The sequence below is a fragment of the Micromonospora sp. NBC_01412 genome, assembly GCF_045040215.1.
Lineage (GTDB): Bacteria > Actinomycetota > Actinomycetes > Mycobacteriales > Micromonosporaceae > Micromonospora > Micromonospora rubida.
Map to the genome: position 1 here is coordinate 3,706,113 of NZ_CP109528.1, position 17,002 is coordinate 3,723,114.

The window sequence follows — 17,002 nt, forward strand, 5'->3', positions numbered from 1 at the left end:
CCATGCATCGATAGGGGGCTTCGGCGAGGTGTCGCAGATCGAGGTGATCGCCGGTGAGCTGCGAGGGTTGATTGCAGGCGTGGAGAGGGCGCGTGGGCTGGCCGTTGGTTTTGACAACCAGGTGCAGGAGGTGGCGATGCGGGCCGCTGCCGCCGGCTTCGCCGCTGTAGCAGTTGGTGTGACGCGGGTGCGCAGTGCGGTCTCGACGGTCCAGGGCAGCCTGGGTGGTCTCGCTGGGACGATCGGTGAGGCGACGACAGCGACTGCGGCTGTGCCGCACGAGGGCTCTTCACAGGAGATCATTGGCGGGCTCTTGCCTATCCAGAGCGCGGTCGACCGTGTGCGTGATGCGGCGGTCTGGGCCATCGCCCAGGTTGGCGAGGTGCAGCAGTTCGTCGTGATGGTGCTTCAGGGTGGGCAGCCGGGGCCATTGTTGCAGGGATTGGACAGCATCAAGGAAGTCCTGGTTCTGATAGTCCAGCGCACCGTTACTGCCCGGCAGTTGGTCGACGCGGCGATCACCGAGGCTCGGCAACTGGGGGCTTCGGGAAACTGACCGGGGCTGGCGGTCCCACACCGACCAGCCCATCAGCTACCACGAACGGCGATCCGACCCGCACAGTCCCTGACACGAGCCGGGCCGGTTCCGGTGACAATGGTGTCGGCCTGCTGTGGACGCGGCGCCCCACGGGAATCCCCGGCGGGTCGCCGACCGGGCCGCGAACAAAGATCTCGCCGGATGAGGACGACGCCACCCGTCGGGCGCTGACACTTGAGAACGAGTGCGCCGCCTCACTTGCCGACAAGGGCTACCAGGTGCACCAGAACCCGACGAGACCGGAGGTCGCGGACGCTCGGCTCCGCACCGGCGACACAGGGAACCCGCGCAAGACGCCGGACTACCTACTCGAAGGCCACGTCTTCGATTGCTACTCTCCAACTCCACCCAAGCCCGTGCGAGGAGTGTGGACCGAGGTCTCGGGGAAAGTCACCGAGTCACAGACCCAACGCGTGGTGCTCAACCTTCAGGACTGGCGTGGTGACCTCACCGCACTGCGCAAGCAGTTCGACGACTGGCCCATCCCCGGCCTGAAGGAACTGAAGGCGGTAACGCGGAGCGGTGTGATCATGCAGATCGTGCCGCGGCACTGAGGAGGCTGCGAGATGGGTATTGGCTACCGACTGACGCTGGCAGGCGACATTCCCCTGGAGCGGCTGGCAGCGATCGCCGCTCCGAGCGCCGCCGAGACGCCGTCGCCGACGGGCAACCGGCTCCTCAGCTCCGACCTGTACAAGGAGCGCGGATACCTGGTCAGCATCACCTCCGGCAGGAACGGCTACTACGACGCCGAGGACGACGGTGACACCTACTGGGAGTGGGAGCCACAGGAGTACGTCAACATCAGCTTTGACATGGACAAGGGTGACCGGGTCGGCAAGGGGGTGCCGAACATGGTGGCCACCGTGGCTCGGGTGCTCACTGGGCGGACTGAAGACGCAGCGCTGGTGCTGGACGGCAACTGGCTTCTACTCACGCGCGTCGACGGGAAACTGCGCAAGCACAGGTCGCAATGGTGGACCCATTACGGCATGGACGACCTCATCGCCTGGTAGTGGTCTGACGAGGCTGATCGGGGTTTAGCATGCGCGAGATCGCGCGTAGGTCCGTACGGGCGATCCTATTCGACGAGCACGGTCATGTCGTGTTGATCAAGCGGACGAAGTCTGGTCAGGCCCCCTACTGGACAGCGCCTGGCGGTGGTCTGGAGCCGACGGATTCCTCGCTAGAGGCTGCCTTGCGCCGAGAATTGGACGAGGAATTAGGTGCGGAGGCTGAGCGGTTCAGCCAGGTGTTTTTGTTCACCTCGCCAGCGGGTGAGGGTGTGTCTGTTCAGCATTTCTTTGCTTGTCGACTGACGCGGGTTGATGAGAAAGCGCGCAGTGGGCCAGAGTTCATTGATCCGTCCCGTGGTGGCTATACCCTTGACCGGGTGGCGGTTGAGAGACTCCCCACGGTGGATCTGAAGCCCGATGCGTTGAAAGACTTCATTGTTTCGAATTTGGAGGCGCTGCTTTCGGCGTGAGGTGGTACACCGGCCAGAATTCTGCTCGGGCCAAGGTGAAACGCGCACGCTACTCGGAACACATCTGCAGGGCTGCGGGTGCCGGCGCTGATCGCCGCAACGGCACCGAACAGCCCTCGGTGAGACACGATCAGCGTCGCACCGCCATCGAACGTTCGATTGGCTATGCCCAAGACACACAAGCAGATTACCGAAACCTGCGGGGTCGATATCCTCGATATGGCCAGTATTCGCTGTGATGTGTTCGCTTCGAGAACTCCAGCTCGTAACCAGCGTTCTACCGATACTCCCAATTGACCCGAGCCTGACCGGCCAGTGGTGGCACCGGTTTGAAACGTTCTGCAACGGCGATACCGCCGCAGCCTGGAGACCCTACAGGTAGCCGTCGCCCGCTGTCGTAGGCGCTCGACGGCATGATTGTGGTGCCGCCGTTGGGCGAGGTAGTCACCGAGCGACGTCGCCTGCGGCACGTCCAGGTCACCCGTGGCGCCTGCGGGGACGTACCTGGTGTGGCGCGACTCGTCCACGAACTCGGCCAGGGGTGCGCCGGCACGCAGGCCGGCGGTGATCGCGGTGGACAGGGGCGTCGGTCAACCCGCCAGGGTGGAACCGTGCGGGCCGCCAATGTCAGCGGTTGCGTGGGGCTACCAGGCCGGATTCGTAGGCGAGGACCACGAGTTGGGCGCGGTCACGGGCGTGGAGCTTGGCCATGGCCCGGTTGATGTGGGTTTTTGCGGTCAGTGGGCTGATCACCATGCGTTCGGCGATCTGGTCGTTGGACAGGCCCTGCGCGAGGAGGGCGACTGTCTCGCGTTCGCGGTTGGTCAGCCCTTCCAGCCTCGTGTCGGCGCCTGTGTGGAGCGGCTCGGTGACGTACCGGTTGATCAGCTTGCGGGTGATCGAGGGTGCGAGCAGGGCGTCGCCGCGCGCGGCGACGCGGATGGCGTGCAGAAAGTCTTCTGGCACGATGTCCTTGACGAGGAATCCGGCGGCGCCGGCGCGCAGCGCGTGGAAGACGTGTTCGTCGAGGCCGTAGTTGGTCAGGATGACGACGTGCACCTGGGCCAGGGTCGGGTCTGCGGCGATGCGCCGGGTCGCCTCGATGCCGCCCATGACCGGCATCTGGATGTCGATGAGCGCGATGTCCGGCAGGTGTTCCTTGGCGAGCGCCAGGCCCTCCTTCCCGTCGGCGGCTTCGGCCACCACCTCGATGTCGTCTTCGACGTCGAGGAGTGCGCGGAAGCCGCTGCGAAGGAGCGGCTGGTCGTCGACCAACAGGACACGGATCATGACGTTGGGCCCACCGGGAGTTCAGCTTGGACGGTGAAGCCGCCCTCGCCGCGCGGTTCCGCGCGCAGGCGTCCGCCGAGGGCGGTGACTCGTTCACGCATCCCGAGCAGCCCGACGCCGGGCATCGGGGCGGTGGCCGGCGTGGCCTTGCCGTCGTCATCGACTCGGATCGCGAGGGCGTCCGGACGGTAGTCGATCCGGACCGAGGCCGTAGCGGCGGCGGCGTGACGGGCGATGTTGGTGAGGGACTCCTGAACGATCCGGTAGGCGGTCCGGTCTACCGCGGCCGGCACGTCGTGTCGTTGTCCTTCGATCGTCAACGTCGCGTCCAGGCCGGTCATGCGGGCCCGTTCCACCAGTTCCGGGAGATGGCGGAGCCCGTGCGGCGGGGACTTGCCGTCGTCGCGCAGCGCCTCCAGGGTCGCTCTCAGTTCTCGGGTCGCCTCACGGCCGGCCTCCCGGATCGCCAGCAGGGCCTCCGGTACCTGTTCACCACGCTTGTGGGCCAGGTGGACGGCTACTTCGGCCTGCACCTTGATGATCGAGATCTGGTGGGTGAGCGAATCGTGCAGCTCCCGCGCGATGTGCAGCCGCTCCTCGTCGGCGCGGTGCCGCGCGGTCTCCTCCCGGGTGCGCTCGGCTTCGTCCGCCCGCTGCTCAGCCTGCCGCAGCGCTTCACCCGCGGCACCGGCGGCGACCAGCCAAGCCAGCTCGAGGACGCCCCGGGCCTGTGCGAGCGCCTCGCCCACGGGGATGTCTTGTGGCAGGGCGAGGGCCGCGAGCGGGAGAGCGGCCAGCATCATCACAGCCGCCACGACCGTGATGATGCGGTGACCCGCCCGCATGGCGGCGTACACCGCGAACAGGAACGCGACGGCAGGCACGTCAAAACCGACCGCCTGGTAACCCACCACGCACAGCCCGGTGACGGCCAGGACGGGAACCGGAGCCCGGCGGCGCGCGGCCAGTGCCAGGCCGCCTGCCGCCAACAGCGCGTAGCCGAGTAGGTCGAGATCCATGGCGGAGTGGTTCCGTGACATTCCGGTGACCAACAGCGTCGCCGCTACGCAGACAGCGATCGCCCAGTTCCTGAAGCCGGCCTGAACACTCGCCCGTCCTGTGTTCATGCCCGCACCTTAGCCGGATGGTGCTGCGGGCGACTCCTGCTCGCGGATGAGCGGCTGCCTACTGCGCGTGCAGTACTTTCGCGGCGCCTGCGGCGTCTGCAGCAGGCGGGTGCGCCATCGGTGGCAGCGCGAATGGCGTCCGTCTGCTGGATGACCGGCGGTGCGCCCGGGGACATGATCAGGCGACATCCAAACCTCAGAAACGAGACGCACGAAAGAGGAGAGGGACATGAACTCGTCAGGAACCCTGAGATCAGTCCGACTTGTGCTTGCCGTGGCCGGAGCCGCCCTGCTCGAGGGGTTCGGGCTTGCTGGACCGGCGGCCGCGCACGTCTCGGCCCAGCCGGCCGCCGCCAGTGTTTACACCATGAGCGCCGGGCGACTCGGGGCAAGCGTGGCCGCCGTGCTGGGGCTGACCGGCGTGGTCATCGGCGGGCTGGCTCTGGCCCGCCCCACCAGTCGTATCGGCACCAGCAACGGGCGCCTCGGGGCCACCATGGCCCTGGCGGTCGGGCTGATCGGCATGGCCCTCGGCGGGGTGGTTGTGGCCACGTCCGACAGCGGCATCGGCACCGGCAACGGGCGAGGCGGGGCCTACGTGGCACTGGTGGTCGGGCTGATCGCCATGGTCCTCGGCGCGCTGGCTCTGGCCCGCTCCCGCCGCACCGGCTGACCGGCTGAGCTGCGGTCGGTGGTCGCGCCCCCTACTCGGCTGTCCACGACTACGTCTCTCGACGTCGCCAGCACCTCACGCAGAAACTCAGAATCGGACCAGATTCGATGACACGAGCATCGGCCACACCGCAATCCAGCCGCTCGCAGCAACGCACCATGCCATCGAACGTGATCCGGCCTGGTGAGAGCGACTCACCCGGCCCAACTCCACCGACAACGGACAGGGGAATCAGGTCGACGATCTCCGGCCTGTCAATGCAGAAGATCGGCTTAACCCGAGCCTGACCGACCAGTGGCGGCACCGGTTTGAAACGTTCCGAAACGGCGATACCGCCGCAACCTGGAGACCCTGCAGGTAGCCGTCTTCCAGCCGCCCGCTGTCGTAGGCGCTCGACCCGGCCGGGACCGCGATAGACGGCGATCGTGACGCTACGTGACTGTAGGATGCCGCCCGTGCACCTGTCGCGAGCTGTGGATGTCGATCGGGTCATTCCACATTCCAGCAAGGTCGTTGTGGACAAGGTCCTCTGTTACATCGTGCGGGAGGGGCGGTTGCTCGTCTTCCGGCACACCGACTACAGCTATGAAGAGGTGGGCATCCAAGTGCCGGGGGCAGCGTACGCGTGGGTGAGGCTCCGGAAGATGCGGCGTTGCGCGAGGCCCGCGAAGAGACCGGGCTGACGGGCTTTACGGTCGTCCGGAAGCTGGGCGAGGTCAAGTACGACATCAGCCCGCTGCGGTTCGAGATCCAGAATCGTCACGTCTTCCAGTTGGAACTGACCGGGCCCGCACCTGAGCGGTGGGCGAGTCAGGAAGACCACGACGGTGAGCAGGAGCCCACCCGGTTCGAGTGTTTCTGGATACAACTGAAGGCCGCGCACGTCCTGCAGTCCGGCCAGGGTGCTCTCCTGGGGCGGCTGTTCGACTGAGTCGGGCGAATCTGGGCAGGAGTCGGTGATCGCACCCGCTCAGGGTCGAGGCCATGGCCCGACGGCTGTTCACCGCGATCCATGCGCTGCGCGACGAGCTGACCAGCCGGGGCCTGACCTGCATGGGGGAGCCGTCGCCGATCGTCCCGCTGCTGATCGGCAACGAGAAGCTCGCCCGAACCGCGAACCGGCTGCTCTTCGACCGGGGGGTGCTCGCGTTCATGGTGGAGTTCCCGGTCACGCCGACCGGCTCGTCCCGGTTCCGGCTCCAGGTGCAGGCCGGTCACCGGCCCGAGGAGGCCCGGGAAGCCGCCCGCATCATCGAGGGAGCCATCGCCGACTCCCGGGCGTACCTGTCCAGCGCGTTCGGCAGCGCCCCCCGGTAGACCGCCCGGTCGGGCACTGGGCCACTTCCGGCCGGTGCCCGGCCGGCACCCGCGGCAGGGCGTGCCGGTCGGTCCGCTCGCTGGCCTCAGCGGTTGGCCGTCGACGCCGGCGCTCGGGGCGGGCGGTGGCGGGCGAAGGCGTCGACCCGTCCCCACCGCCCAGGGATATCCAGCAGGGCCAACCGTCCGATGGCGGGGGGCAGGACCGGATTCACCGCGAGATGCCCCTCATACGGCTCAAGGCCGAGCAGGATCCGGATCAACAGCAGCGATGCCCCGCTGGACCACGCCTGAGGGCTGCCCGCCGTCGGGTATCGCACCGGGTAGTGGGTGGTCTCGCGGGCGAATCCGCCGAAGGCCTCCGGGAGTTGGCCGTCGAAGAACTGGGCTGCGTCGATGATGCTCTCGGCGATCCGGCCGGCCTCGTTGTCGAAGCCGTAGCGGCGCAGGCCCCAGGCGATGAACGAGTTATCGAACGGCCAGACTGTGCCGTTGTGGTACCCAAGTGGGTTGTAGCGACGTTGGCCCTCGGCGAAGGTGCGCACCCCCCAGCCGGAGAACAGCGCCGGGCTCATCAGATGCTCGGCGACCTGCGCTGCCCGTTCAGGCGGGACGATGCCACTCCACAGCAGGTGGCCGATGTTGGAGGAGAGCGCGTCGACCTGCGTGCCGTCGCGGTCGAGGGCGAGAGCGTAGTAGCCGCGATCGGCGATCCAGAAGTCCCGGTTGAACCGGTCCTTCAACTCGGCCGCCTCGAGCTCCAGACGGTCGGCGTAGCCCGGGTCCTTCCAGAACGTACGGGCCAGCCGGGCCGCGCGGATCTTCGCGTCGTAGGCGTAGCCCTGCGCCTCACAGGTCGCCCGGGGAAACGACGGCAGTCTGCCGTCGATGTAGGAAATGCTGTCCCAGGAGTCCTTCCAGCACTGGTTCTCAAGGCCGGTGGTCCGGTTGCGCCGCTCGTACCAGACATAGCCGTCGGACATCAGGTTCGCGTACCGGCTCGGTGACCAACGCCCCGTCCCCGCTCCACCGCTCGTACTCGTCGAGCAGCCCCACGAACAGCGGTGAGGCGTCCACCGTTCCGTAGTACGGCGAGTGCGGCTGTTCCTCGAACGCGGCCGACTCGCCGTACCGCAACTCGTGCAGGATCCGACCAGGATCATCATCCAGGACGGCATCGGTGCGCGTGCCCTGCAACGAGGCGAGGATCCGAAGCGTCGGCGGTGTCAGCGACGGTGCCACGGGTAGCACCTGCAAGCACGTCAGCAGGCTGTCCCGGCCGAACAGGGTCATGAACCAGGGCAGCCCCGCCGCCGGAACGGACGCGCCGCGAAGCGAGAGTGGAGCGAAGCGCAGGGCCGCCAGGTCCACCACGCTGCGCTGGTACACCTGTTCAAGAGCGAAGTGGTCGGTGTCGATATCCGGAGCCTGTTCGACCCAGCGTCGCGCGCTCTCGGACACGGCGGACTCGTCCGGGCGTACCGCTCGCACCGCCGACCGGTTGTCGACGCAGTCCGGACGCAGCGCCCGCATCACCACCCGTAGCTGCGTCGACCAGTCCTGTCCCGGGCACAGCCGGAGCTGGAACCGCAGGCCCTGGGCGTTGAGGGTCACCGGCCCGCTCGCCGAGATCCCCACTTCCCGCCGAAAATTCCACGTCGGTAACCCAGACGCAGCTCGGTGTCACCCACGTCTATGTAGTAGCTGCCCGCCTTCTCCTGGATGTCGAACTTGATGTCGAAGATGTCGGCGAAGTCGGCGGCCACCTCCAGCCGCACGTCGAGGTCGAGATCCTCCTCCCCGTAGTTGAACAATGTCAGCGACTCGGCCAGGTCCGGCCCGATCCGGCGGCGCCGGATCGCGGACACGTCGGACTGGACATAGTCCCTTTCCCCGCCGGGCACCACGAAGAAGGCGGCTTCGTAGTACTGGCTGTCGTCCACCGACAGCGCGGTCATCCGCTCGCCGTTGACGGTGAGGACCCACCGGGACAGAAAACGGGTGTCAGCGGAGAACAATCCGACCGGGGTGCTGGGTGAGGCGTCACATCCCCACTCTGATCGGACACGATGAACGTGTTGCCGTCGATGCAGGACACGGTGTTCCGCACCAGCTCATCCCTTCCCGTTGGCGATGCGGATCCCGGGGTCGGCAGGAGGCGCGGGCAGTAGCCGCCCCAACCTGAGCGCCAGACCGAGGTCCCCGTCGACGAGTATCTCCCCGCGCAGGATCGCGGCGAGCGCGTTGATCTCGCCCCGTAGCAGCCTCTCGGCCAGGGGGGGCGGACATGCTCGTCACAGAGCTGGCCGGACCGTCACCGTGGTCCACCCGGAACCGGCCGTCGTCGATGGTGATCAGCCACTTGTCAACCTGCTCACCGTCGTGGATTTCCAGGCGGACGCTGCCCCGCACCTTGGTGAACCGTGGATCGTAGGCAGTGCGCGCCAACTGCTCGAAGAAAGCGGCGGTCACTGTCAAGGAACCTCCCGGGCCACGCCTTGCCAACCTGCCCCGGCTACCCGCCGATTGGGTGCGTAATCCAGGAGAACCGACGAGACGTGCTCCGGGCCGGCCGAAAACCGCTTGCTGCGCGGGGCCGACTCAGGGAAACGTGGTGTCCATGACGTTCTGACGGACAGCACCTGCGTTGCTTCGAGGCCCCACGGCGCCGACCCGCGCCGTAATGCCGTCCGCCCATGCCCTTCTCAGCGAAGAGAGCGTCCTTGTCCCAGCGACACTCCCGGCAGGAGCCCCTGCCGCAGTCCACCCCGTCCCTGGGCCCGGCCACCGTCGCCGTGTTCGCCTCCCCCACGAGCTGGATCGAGTCCGACGCCCTCGCGCAGTGCCACCAGGTGGCCACCCTCGACGGCATGATCCACGTCGCCGCCATGCCGGACCTGCACCCCGGTAAGGGCGCACCCATCGGTGCGGCCATGGCGTCGACCGTGTTGTACCCGTTCCTGGTGGGCTCCGACATCGGTTGCGGCATCGCCGTGTTCCCCATCGAGCTCAAGCGCGCCGTACCCGAGAAGCTCGCCGCCCGGTTCCCCGACCTCGACCACGCGCTGGACCCCGAACGGGATGCCGACGACCCGGCCTGGGCCGTGGTGGAGGGCGATGTTCCCGCCGGTCACCTGGAGGGCCTCGGGACGGTCGGCCGGGGTAACCACTTCGTCGAGCTGGCGCGGATCGAGACCGTCTTCGAACCAGGCCAGGCGAGCCGCCTCGGACTGGCCCCCGGCGACCTCGTCCTCATCGTCCACAGCGGTTCCCGAGGGCTGGGCGAGCGGATCCTGCGGGCGCACACCTCGGTCCACGGCGCGGCCCCCGCCCCTGACCCCGCCGCCTACCTGGCGATGCATGACGACGCCGTACGCTGGGGTTCGCTCAACCGGCGGCTGATGGCCGCCCGGGTCGCCCATGCCCTGGGAGCCGAGCCCACCGAGCCGATCGTCGACGAGTGCCACAACCTGGTCGAGATCCGCGACGGGGTCTACCTGCACCGTAAGGGGGCGGCGCCGGGTGACGGCCGCGACGTGCTCATCGCCGGTACGCGAGGCACCCCCTCCTACCTTGTGGCCGCCCACGCCGGGCCGGATGCCAACCATTCCGTGGCGCACGGCGCGGGCCGCAAGATGTCGCGCGCCGACGCCCTGCGCCGGGGCCGGGCCAAGCACACGGTCGAGGAGCTGCGCCGCACGCCGGTGGGGTCGCTGGTGGTGTGCGGCGACCGCCAACTGCTCTTCGAGGAGGCACCAACGGCCTACAAACGCATCGAGCAGGTGATCGCCGACCTTGTCGACCACGACCTGGCCACGCCCGTGGCCACCACGGTGCCCCTGGTCACCTACAAGACACCCGACCTCGGGTCGACACCTCGTCGGGATCGCAGGGACCACCGCCGCGAGCGAGGCCGGCCGTGAACACCCACCTGCTCCTGTCGGCCGGGCGCGGCCCGCAGGAGTGCGCCTGGGCGCTGGCCCGGTTGCTGCGCCGCCTGGAAGCCGACGCCACCCGGCAGAATCTGGGGACTGATCGGGTGCAGACCGTTCCCGGTGAGCGGCCCGGCACCTACCGATCGGTCCTGGTCCGGATCTCCGGAGCCGCCGCCGGGGCCTTCGCTGCCTCGTGGACCGGAACCCTGTGCTGGCAGGCCCCCAGCCCCTACCGGGCCAACACCGGCCGAAAGAACTGGTACGTCATCGCGCAACCGTGCCAGGTCGACACCACGCGTACGACCTTCGCGGAAGCGGATGTCGACATCGTCGCCTGCCGCACCGGCGGGCCCGGTGGTCAGCACCGGAACAAGGCCAGCACGGCGGTGCGGGCGACCCACCGCCCCTCGGGGATCGTCGTCGTGGTGGACACCGAGCGGCACTTCAGCCTCAATCGCCGCCTCGCCCTGCAACTGCTGCGACAACGCATCGAGCACGGCGACGAGGCGGCACGGCGCGCCGCCACCGCCGCCCGCCGGCAGATCCACGATGAGCTCGTACGCGGCAACCCCACCCGCGTCGAACGTCCGGGAACCGCGGAACAGGACCTGCCCGAACGGGCCGGGGTGGCGCCGGCCCGGGACTGAACGCGCGGAGCGGGCCACCCCGGACGACCGGGGTGGCCCGCTTTCACGCCGGTACGGTCAGAGGGTCAGGGTCCAGCTGTTGAGGTAGCCGGTGTCGATGCTCGCCGCGTCCTGGACCCGCAACCGCCAGGTCCCGTTCGCGGTCTCCGTGGAGAGGTTCACGGTGTAGGTCTGGTCGATGTTGTCGGTGCTGCTGCCGGAGCGGTTGTGCAGCACGTACGCGCTGCCGTCAGGTGCGACGAGGCTGACCACGAGGTCACCGATGTAGGTGTGCGCGATGTGCACCTCGACCTTGCTCGTCGTGGAGGGGGTCGCCGCGCAGCCGCTGATCACGATCGCGCTCTCCACCGTCGTGTTGTCGGGGATCGTCACGTCGGTCCCGTTCGTGCCGGAGCAGCCCGGCAGCCCGTTCACCGTCAGGTTCAGGGTGCTCGTGCGGGCGACCGAGGGGGAGGTGCCGATCACGGTGATCGCGGAGGAACCGCTGCCGGCCGTGGCGGTGCTACTGACCGTGAGCGTGGTCGACCCACCGGCGGTGACCGACGGCGGGTTGAACGAGACGGTCACACCCGCCGGCAGCGGGCCGGTCGAGAAGGTCACCTGCTCGGCCGTGCCGCGGATGACCGCGGTGCTGACCGTGGTGGTGGCCGAGGCGCCCGGGTCGATCGTCAGCGACGCCGGGGCGACCGAGACGGAGAAGTCGTTGGCGGCACAGGATTCGGAGCCAACCACGTTCACCGCGGTCCAGGCGGCCATCACCGCCTTGTACTCGGTGCTGCAGAGGCCGTACAGGTCGGTGGCGGCCGACAGGGTGTGCAGCCGCGCGGTGTTCGTCGGCTGGGCGGTGTTCACGTAGCGGGTGTTCGAGACGAAGTACACGTCCAGGGCGCGGAACCAGATCTTCTCCGCCTTCGCCCGGCCGATCCCGGTCATCGGGGCAGCGGTGCCGCAGAGCGGCGAGGTGCCGTACCCGGTGGCGCCGGTGCCCTCGGCCAGGTTGAAGAAGAAGTGGTTGGCCACGCCCGAGGAGTAGTGCACGTCGATGCCGTTGGTGCCGGTCGACCAGCAGCCGTGCGACGAGCCGTCCAGCGTCGGGTTGTACATGTAGCGCAGAGGGGTGTTGTTGCCGTTGATGTTGATCTTCTCGCCGACCTGGTAGTCGCCCGGGTCGCTCGGCGCGTTGGCGTAGAACTCGACCATGTTGCCGAAGATGTCGCTGGTGGCCTCGTTGAGGCCGCCGGACTCACCGGAGTAGGTCAGGCCGCCGGGAACGACGTTGTCGGTGACGCCGTGGCTCATCTCGTGGCCGGCCACGTCGATGGAGACCAGCGGCCGGGCGTTGCTGGCGCCGTCGCCGTAGGTCATCTGGGCGCCGTCCCAGAAGGCGTTGATGTAGGCGTTGCCGTAGTGCACCCGGCTCGGCACGCCGGTGCCGTTGCCGAAGATGCCGTTGCGGGCGTGCACGTTCTTGAAGTAGTCGAACGTCATCGCGGCGCCGAAGTGGGCGTCGACGCCGGCGGACTGCCGGTTGGTGTTGGCGCCGGTGCCCCAGACGTTGTCGGCGTCGGTGAACGTGGTGCAGGTCGACGTGCCGTTGTTCATGTCACAGGTACGGCCGTTGCCGCGCACCGGGTCGATCATCTGGTACGTGCTGCCGGAGAGCGTGGTGTCGACGCTGACCGCGCCGGTGTAGATGCCCGTGCCGCTGCCGGTGACGGACTCGATCTCGTCGTACGAGCCGATCAGTGTGCCGGTCAGCGCGTCGCTGATGACGTGCAGCTTCGAGGGGGTCTGCCCGTCCGGCGCCCAGCCGGTCACCACGGTCTCCCAGGCGAGCCGCCCCGTCCCGCTGCTGGCGTCGACGAACAGCTCCGCCTCGCCGGTGGCGGTGACCTTGCCGGAGAACTCGGCGGTCGCCGCCTTCTGGGCCCGTCCGGCGCTGACCTTCGGGGTGGTGCCGAGGCTCAGCGGGGCAGTCAGGCCGACCGAGCTGCCGGCGAAGTCGCCGTCGGCCTCGGTGCGAATGACGAAGTCCCCGCCGTAGACGCGGAGCCCGTCGTACGTGCGGGTGTAGCGGACCACGCCGCCGCCGTTCGCGTCCCGCTTGCTGCTGTGGACGGCGTACCGGTCCTTCGCCGAGGCCTTGACGGTCCGGGCGTTCCCCTTCAGCGCCGCGTCGGCGGCGGTGACCAGCGCGGGGGCCGGCGTGGGTGGCGGGGCGGCGGACACACTCGTGGCGGTGACCACGAGACCGCTGCTGACCAGCGCGGTGATGCTGGCCAGCGCAAGGGCTGATCTCAAATCGACCTCCCAATCCGAGATGCTTACGCATCGATCGATGTCGAGATCATCGTCCGTCGCGGGAGAGCCTGGGAAGAGGCATAGGTGCATCGCTCTATACCGAATTCCCCATGCTTTCGGCGGTATGGTCACCGAACTGCGTGAGGGTGGTGTGGACGGCCTGATGCTGGCGTGGTCCCGGTAGGTGTCCGCCCGAACGCCTGTAGCCACTCCGCTCGGCTCGCCCCGGGCGTCGATTGTTGCTGGAGGTATCACGCGTCACTATGGCGCGGAGCTGCGGAGCCGGAGACCTACGTCGACGTCAACTTTTACATGCGTAAGGACACCCTGACCGACAAGGGTAAGCCCGGCCTACCGGCCTGACGAGGTCGGTCCCTATTTTTCGGCGCGGGTGAGGCCGAAGGCCGACAGCGCGTCGGCCACCGCCGTCCGGTGCCCGACCTCCATGTCGGTGGGCAGCGTCGGCACACCATCGGTGACAGCGACCGGGTATGACGTCAGCGGGACGGTGCCGGAATAGGCGACGGTCAGCTCACCTTCGCCTCGCCCCGCAGTGAGGTCGAGGTGGGTCATGTGCAGGGCGTAGGACGGCACCTGGGTTGTGGCGTAGCCGTCGAACGGCGAGCGGACGGCGAGCGTGCCGTCGAGGCACCACCACGGCGCTGGTGGTCGCCCCTGCCAGTGGTGGTCGGCGAACAGCTCGTACCGCACCGACCGGTACTGCCAGGCCAGCACGACCGCGCGCCGCACGCGGGCGTCCAGACTGCCCAGCCCTTCCGCCCGGGCGGCGGTGGCCAGCAGCGTGGCGAGGCGTTGCCGTACCCAGGGGGCCAAGACCTGCTGCAGCCGGTGGGGCCAGGCCTGCTCGGCGGCTTCGACGGCGAAGCGCAGCGCCGACTCCAGCCGGGCCAGGCGGTCATCGACGTCAGGCCAGCGTTCATAGGCGCGACCGGTGCGGTTGGGCAGCGCTATGCCGTGACGATGGGCGACGTACTCGACGGTGGCGCGCAGCGCCCCGCTGGCGGCTAGGTCGACATCCTGCCGGTTGTCGCACCACGACCAGTCGCTCTGATGTCTCAGCATCTCCTGCGCGTAGGGATCGCGTAGCACTTCCTCGCCGTGGTCACCGTGTGGAGGACGGGTGGCCGCATCGACCACCTCGGCGGCGAACAGCAACGCTTCGGCGTACCTCGTCGGCGCGGACGACACATCCACCTGCGTCACCTCCCCCTCCGGGGACACGATGCCACAACCATGCGACTCGCCACGTCCGCTCCAGACGGCATTCGAGCTCTGCGAAGGGGATACGGCCCTACTCTCCCTACGTGATGGAACTACCCCTGGACTCCGCGTTCGCGGTCTTTGACGCCCAGGGCTCGGGGTGCGTTTCCTACGGCGTTGAGGCGTCCGGACGTTGCTGGTTCATCAAGACCGCCACCACCGTGCAGAGCCGCCGTTCCTTGCTGCGGGCCGCCCGGTTCCACGCCGTGGCCCGGCACCCGGCGATCGTGCGCCCCGAACACCTCCTCGACGGGCCGATCCTGGTCTACCCGTGGCATGACGGCAGCGTGCTGAACCACGCCACCACCCACGGCTCGGATCGCAGCGCACTGCACCGCTTCCAGCAACTACCCCTGCGCGACGTCGAAGCGGCCATCGACACCATCCTCGACGCGCACCTGGCCATCACCGCCGCCGGCTACGTCGCAGTCGACCTCTACGACGGCTGCTTCCTCTACGACTTCCACGCCCGCCAACTACGCCTGATCGACCTCGACGAGTACCGCCCCGGGCCGTTCACCCTCGACACCGACCGCCTCCCCGGATCCCGCCGTTACATGGCCCCCGAAGAATTCGTCCGTGGTGCCGTCATCGACCAGCGCACCACCGTCTACACCCTAGGACGAACCATCCACCACCTCCTCGACTCCTCACACGGCTGGCGCGGCTCCCGCAGCCAGCAACAGGTGGCCGTAGGCGCCACCACCACGACACCTGCCGACCGATACTCCGATGTGGCAGCACTCGCCGCAGCTTGGCGCACCACCCTGCCGAACCTGTAACGCCCGCCAAAACCCGTCGCACACCCCCGTGAGCTGACAGGTCCCCGGCCCAGGGTGGCATCGCGCGGGAGGACGAGCTGCAGGACCTGATCCAGCGCAGCCCGTGGCTGATCCGGGCACCGGGTATCGATCCAGGACTCCGGCCTGTCGGAGTCCTGCATCGGCGCGGGGCGCCGGCCACGGCGGCGGCGTCGACCCTTCATCGGTGCGTGACGTCGATGTCGCCTTTTCTCGACCGGCGGACCTGAGCCGGGAGTATGACCACCAGGCACCCGGCGGCTGGTGGTGGCCTGGCCGGATCCGCCGTGGGAGGCGAAGAACCAGGCGGCCGTGCACACCTGGTATCCGGCGAATTTCGGCGGGGGCCCGGTGGCCACGTTGCGCACCATCGCCGACGCGGTCGTCACCTGGCCCGAGTACGCCACCGCCGTGGCCGTGCGTCTCGACGCACACGATCAGATGGGGGTTTGTGCACCGCACGGTCTGGATGACCTGCTCGACGGGGTGTGGCGACGCAACCCGACCAGGGTCAGCCCGGAGATATCCCGGCAACGACTCGCCCGCCACCGCCCCGCCGAACGCTGGCCCCGGCGTCCGCGTCGTGACCTGAGCCAGCGCTCGAAGCACGCGGAGGGATGCCGGCGACCCCGGGGCCGGTAGAGCGGGCGGCGCCCCATGATCTTTCGTGATGTGCGCGGTGTGTGCTCGCCAGCGGATGCCAACGCGGGTCGACCGGTGCCAGCGCGGGTCCCCGTGGCGACTGCCGGTCGCAAACCGGGGTTCGTGTGCTCGGGGTGTGGTCCTGGGCTGGGAGAACAGGGGTGCGGGTGACGTGGGCGAACGTGGGCCACTCCCTGCCACCCCAGGTGAACGCCCGGGTCGCTAGACTGACGACTCGCGCCCCCGTAGCTCAGGGGATAGAGCATCGGTTTCCTAACCCGACGCTCCGCCGGTGTCCGCAGGCCGACCGCCTGCGGATTCTTTATTTCCCTTCCCTTGAGTTCGGTCGCAGCAGCGTGTTGCTGTGCTCGCTGGTTGGAGGTTTACAGGGCGCGTCCAGACGTCGGTGCGGGCGACTGCTTCACCAGGGCGAAAGCTGGCCGTCCTGATAATCCATTCGCTGGTCCTGGCAAGTATTTAGGCCGAGGGCGGTGATGATTCGGAGGGCCGGTGGCTCGCCGCTTGCCCAGCTGTGTTGGTGGACGGCGTTATGGATTGCTGAAAGACTTCTGCTCTCCCAAGCCGTCTCGGTTGTGGCGAAGATGAGCTGGTCGGCCTGAAAGGTATCAGCCGCCTCCACCTTCTTCTTTGCTTCCCTTGGTGGGCGGTCGCCGAGCGTCCGGCTGCTCTTCGCCTCCGCGACGATCACCCAGGGCGATTGCATAGTCGGCCAGCGGGCCGTTGACCAGGAGTTTCGAGACGAGTTCGGCCTCTGTGGAGGCGTAAGGAGCGGGTGAGGCCGCATCGGTGATCATGGAGTTGCGACGCTTCACGACTCCGAGGAAGACCCCACCCGCCGATGACATCATCTCTCATCCCTGCACTGGCCGTAGCAGCACCCACCT

16 protein-coding genes and 1 pseudogene are annotated in these 17,002 nt (G+C 68.3%); 11 read left to right on the top strand and 6 right to left on the bottom strand.

Going from position 1 to position 17,002, the window contains the following annotated elements; genetic code table 11:
- Positions 1-28: 28 nt before the first annotated feature.
- From OG617_RS17115 to OG617_RS17130, 4 genes are all read left to right on the top strand, one after another.
- On the top strand, positions 29-556 hold the full coding sequence (locus OG617_RS17115) for a DUF6244 family protein (protein WP_405102963.1): 528 nt from the start codon (positions 29-31) through the stop codon (positions 554-556).
- A 173-nt stretch (positions 557-729) separates the two neighbouring features.
- On the top strand, positions 730-1,152 hold the full coding sequence (locus OG617_RS17120) for a hypothetical protein (protein WP_405103765.1): 423 nt from the start codon (positions 730-732) through the stop codon (positions 1,150-1,152).
- A 12-nt stretch (positions 1,153-1,164) separates the two neighbouring features.
- On the top strand, positions 1,165-1,614 hold the full coding sequence (locus OG617_RS17125) for a SitI3 family protein (RefSeq protein ID WP_405102965.1): 450 nt from the start codon (positions 1,165-1,167) through the stop codon (positions 1,612-1,614).
- Positions 1,615-1,643: 29 nt separating this feature from the next.
- The gene (locus tag OG617_RS17130) at positions 1,644-2,084 is read left to right on the top strand and encodes an NUDIX domain-containing protein (protein WP_405102967.1); all 441 of its coding nucleotides are present in this window, start codon (positions 1,644-1,646) and stop codon (positions 2,082-2,084) included.
- Positions 2,085-2,711: 627 nt separating this feature from the next.
- Here OG617_RS17130 and OG617_RS17135 read toward each other — a convergent pair.
- Both OG617_RS17135 and OG617_RS17140 read right to left on the bottom strand, forming a co-directional pair.
- Positions 2,712-3,374 carry a response regulator gene (locus OG617_RS17135; RefSeq protein ID WP_405102969.1) on the bottom strand — a complete coding sequence of 221 codons (663 nt, stop codon included), beginning with the start codon at positions 3,372-3,374 and terminating at the stop codon, positions 2,712-2,714.
- Positions 3,371-4,501, bottom strand: a complete 1,131-nt coding sequence (locus OG617_RS17140; protein ID WP_405102971.1) for a sensor histidine kinase — start codon at positions 4,499-4,501, stop codon at positions 3,371-3,373. Before OG617_RS17140 ends, OG617_RS17135 begins: the two co-directional genes overlap by 4 nt.
- A 367-nt stretch (positions 4,502-4,868) precedes the next feature.
- Here OG617_RS17140 and OG617_RS17145 point away from each other — a divergent pair, with 367 nt between their 5' ends.
- From OG617_RS17145 to OG617_RS17155, 3 genes are all read left to right on the top strand, one after another.
- On the top strand, positions 4,869-5,174 hold the full coding sequence (locus tag OG617_RS17145) for a DUF6223 family protein (protein ID WP_405102973.1): 306 nt from the start codon (positions 4,869-4,871) through the stop codon (positions 5,172-5,174).
- A 625-nt stretch (positions 5,175-5,799) separates the two neighbouring features.
- Positions 5,800-6,105 carry an NUDIX domain-containing protein gene (locus tag OG617_RS17150; protein WP_405102975.1) on the top strand — a complete coding sequence of 102 codons (306 nt, stop codon included), beginning with the start codon at positions 5,800-5,802 and terminating at the stop codon, positions 6,103-6,105.
- 53 nt (positions 6,106-6,158) lie between these two features.
- Positions 6,159-6,491 carry an aminotransferase class I/II-fold pyridoxal phosphate-dependent enzyme gene (locus OG617_RS17155; protein ID WP_405102977.1) on the top strand — a complete coding sequence of 111 codons (333 nt, stop codon included), beginning with the start codon at positions 6,159-6,161 and terminating at the stop codon, positions 6,489-6,491.
- Positions 6,492-6,577: 86 nt separating this feature from the next.
- Here the strand turns inward: OG617_RS17155 and OG617_RS17160 are convergent.
- Positions 6,578-8,604 (bottom strand): annotated as a pseudogene (locus OG617_RS17160) (glycogen debranching N-terminal domain-containing protein).
- Between the two features lie 610 nt (positions 8,605-9,214).
- Here OG617_RS17160 and OG617_RS17165 point away from each other — a divergent pair.
- The gene (locus OG617_RS17165; protein WP_405102979.1) at positions 9,215-10,414 is read left to right on the top strand and encodes an RNA ligase RtcB family protein; all 1,200 of its coding nucleotides are present in this window, start codon (positions 9,215-9,217) and stop codon (positions 10,412-10,414) included.
- Positions 10,411-11,073, top strand: coding sequence for a peptide chain release factor H (prfH, locus tag OG617_RS17170; RefSeq protein WP_405102981.1), 663 nt, complete (start codon positions 10,411-10,413; stop codon positions 11,071-11,073). The genes OG617_RS17165 and prfH overlap by 4 nt, the downstream gene beginning before the upstream one ends.
- Before the next feature lie 57 nt (positions 11,074-11,130).
- Here prfH and OG617_RS17175 read toward each other — a convergent pair whose 3' ends face one another.
- Positions 11,131-13,374 carry a M4 family metallopeptidase gene (locus tag OG617_RS17175; RefSeq protein ID WP_405102983.1) on the bottom strand — a complete coding sequence of 748 codons (2,244 nt, stop codon included), beginning with the start codon at positions 13,372-13,374 and terminating at the stop codon, positions 11,131-11,133.
- A 375-nt stretch (positions 13,375-13,749) separates the two neighbouring features.
- Positions 13,750-14,598 (bottom strand): hypothetical protein, encoded by an 849-nt coding sequence (locus OG617_RS17180; RefSeq protein WP_405102985.1) that lies wholly within the window; start codon positions 14,596-14,598, stop codon positions 13,750-13,752.
- Between the two features lie 104 nt (positions 14,599-14,702).
- Here OG617_RS17180 and OG617_RS17185 point away from each other — a divergent pair, with 104 nt between their 5' ends.
- The gene (locus tag OG617_RS17185) at positions 14,703-15,437 is read left to right on the top strand and encodes a serine/threonine protein kinase (RefSeq protein ID WP_396683832.1); all 735 of its coding nucleotides are present in this window, start codon (positions 14,703-14,705) and stop codon (positions 15,435-15,437) included.
- Between the two features lie 282 nt (positions 15,438-15,719).
- Positions 15,720-16,097, top strand: coding sequence for a nucleotidyltransferase family protein (locus tag OG617_RS17190; RefSeq protein ID WP_405102988.1), 378 nt, complete (start codon positions 15,720-15,722; stop codon positions 16,095-16,097).
- Between the two features lie 421 nt (positions 16,098-16,518).
- Here OG617_RS17190 and OG617_RS17195 read toward each other — a convergent pair whose 3' ends face one another.
- Positions 16,519-16,806, bottom strand: coding sequence for a hypothetical protein (locus OG617_RS17195; RefSeq protein ID WP_405102990.1), 288 nt, complete (start codon positions 16,804-16,806; stop codon positions 16,519-16,521).
- Positions 16,807-17,002: the final 196 nt, after the last annotated feature.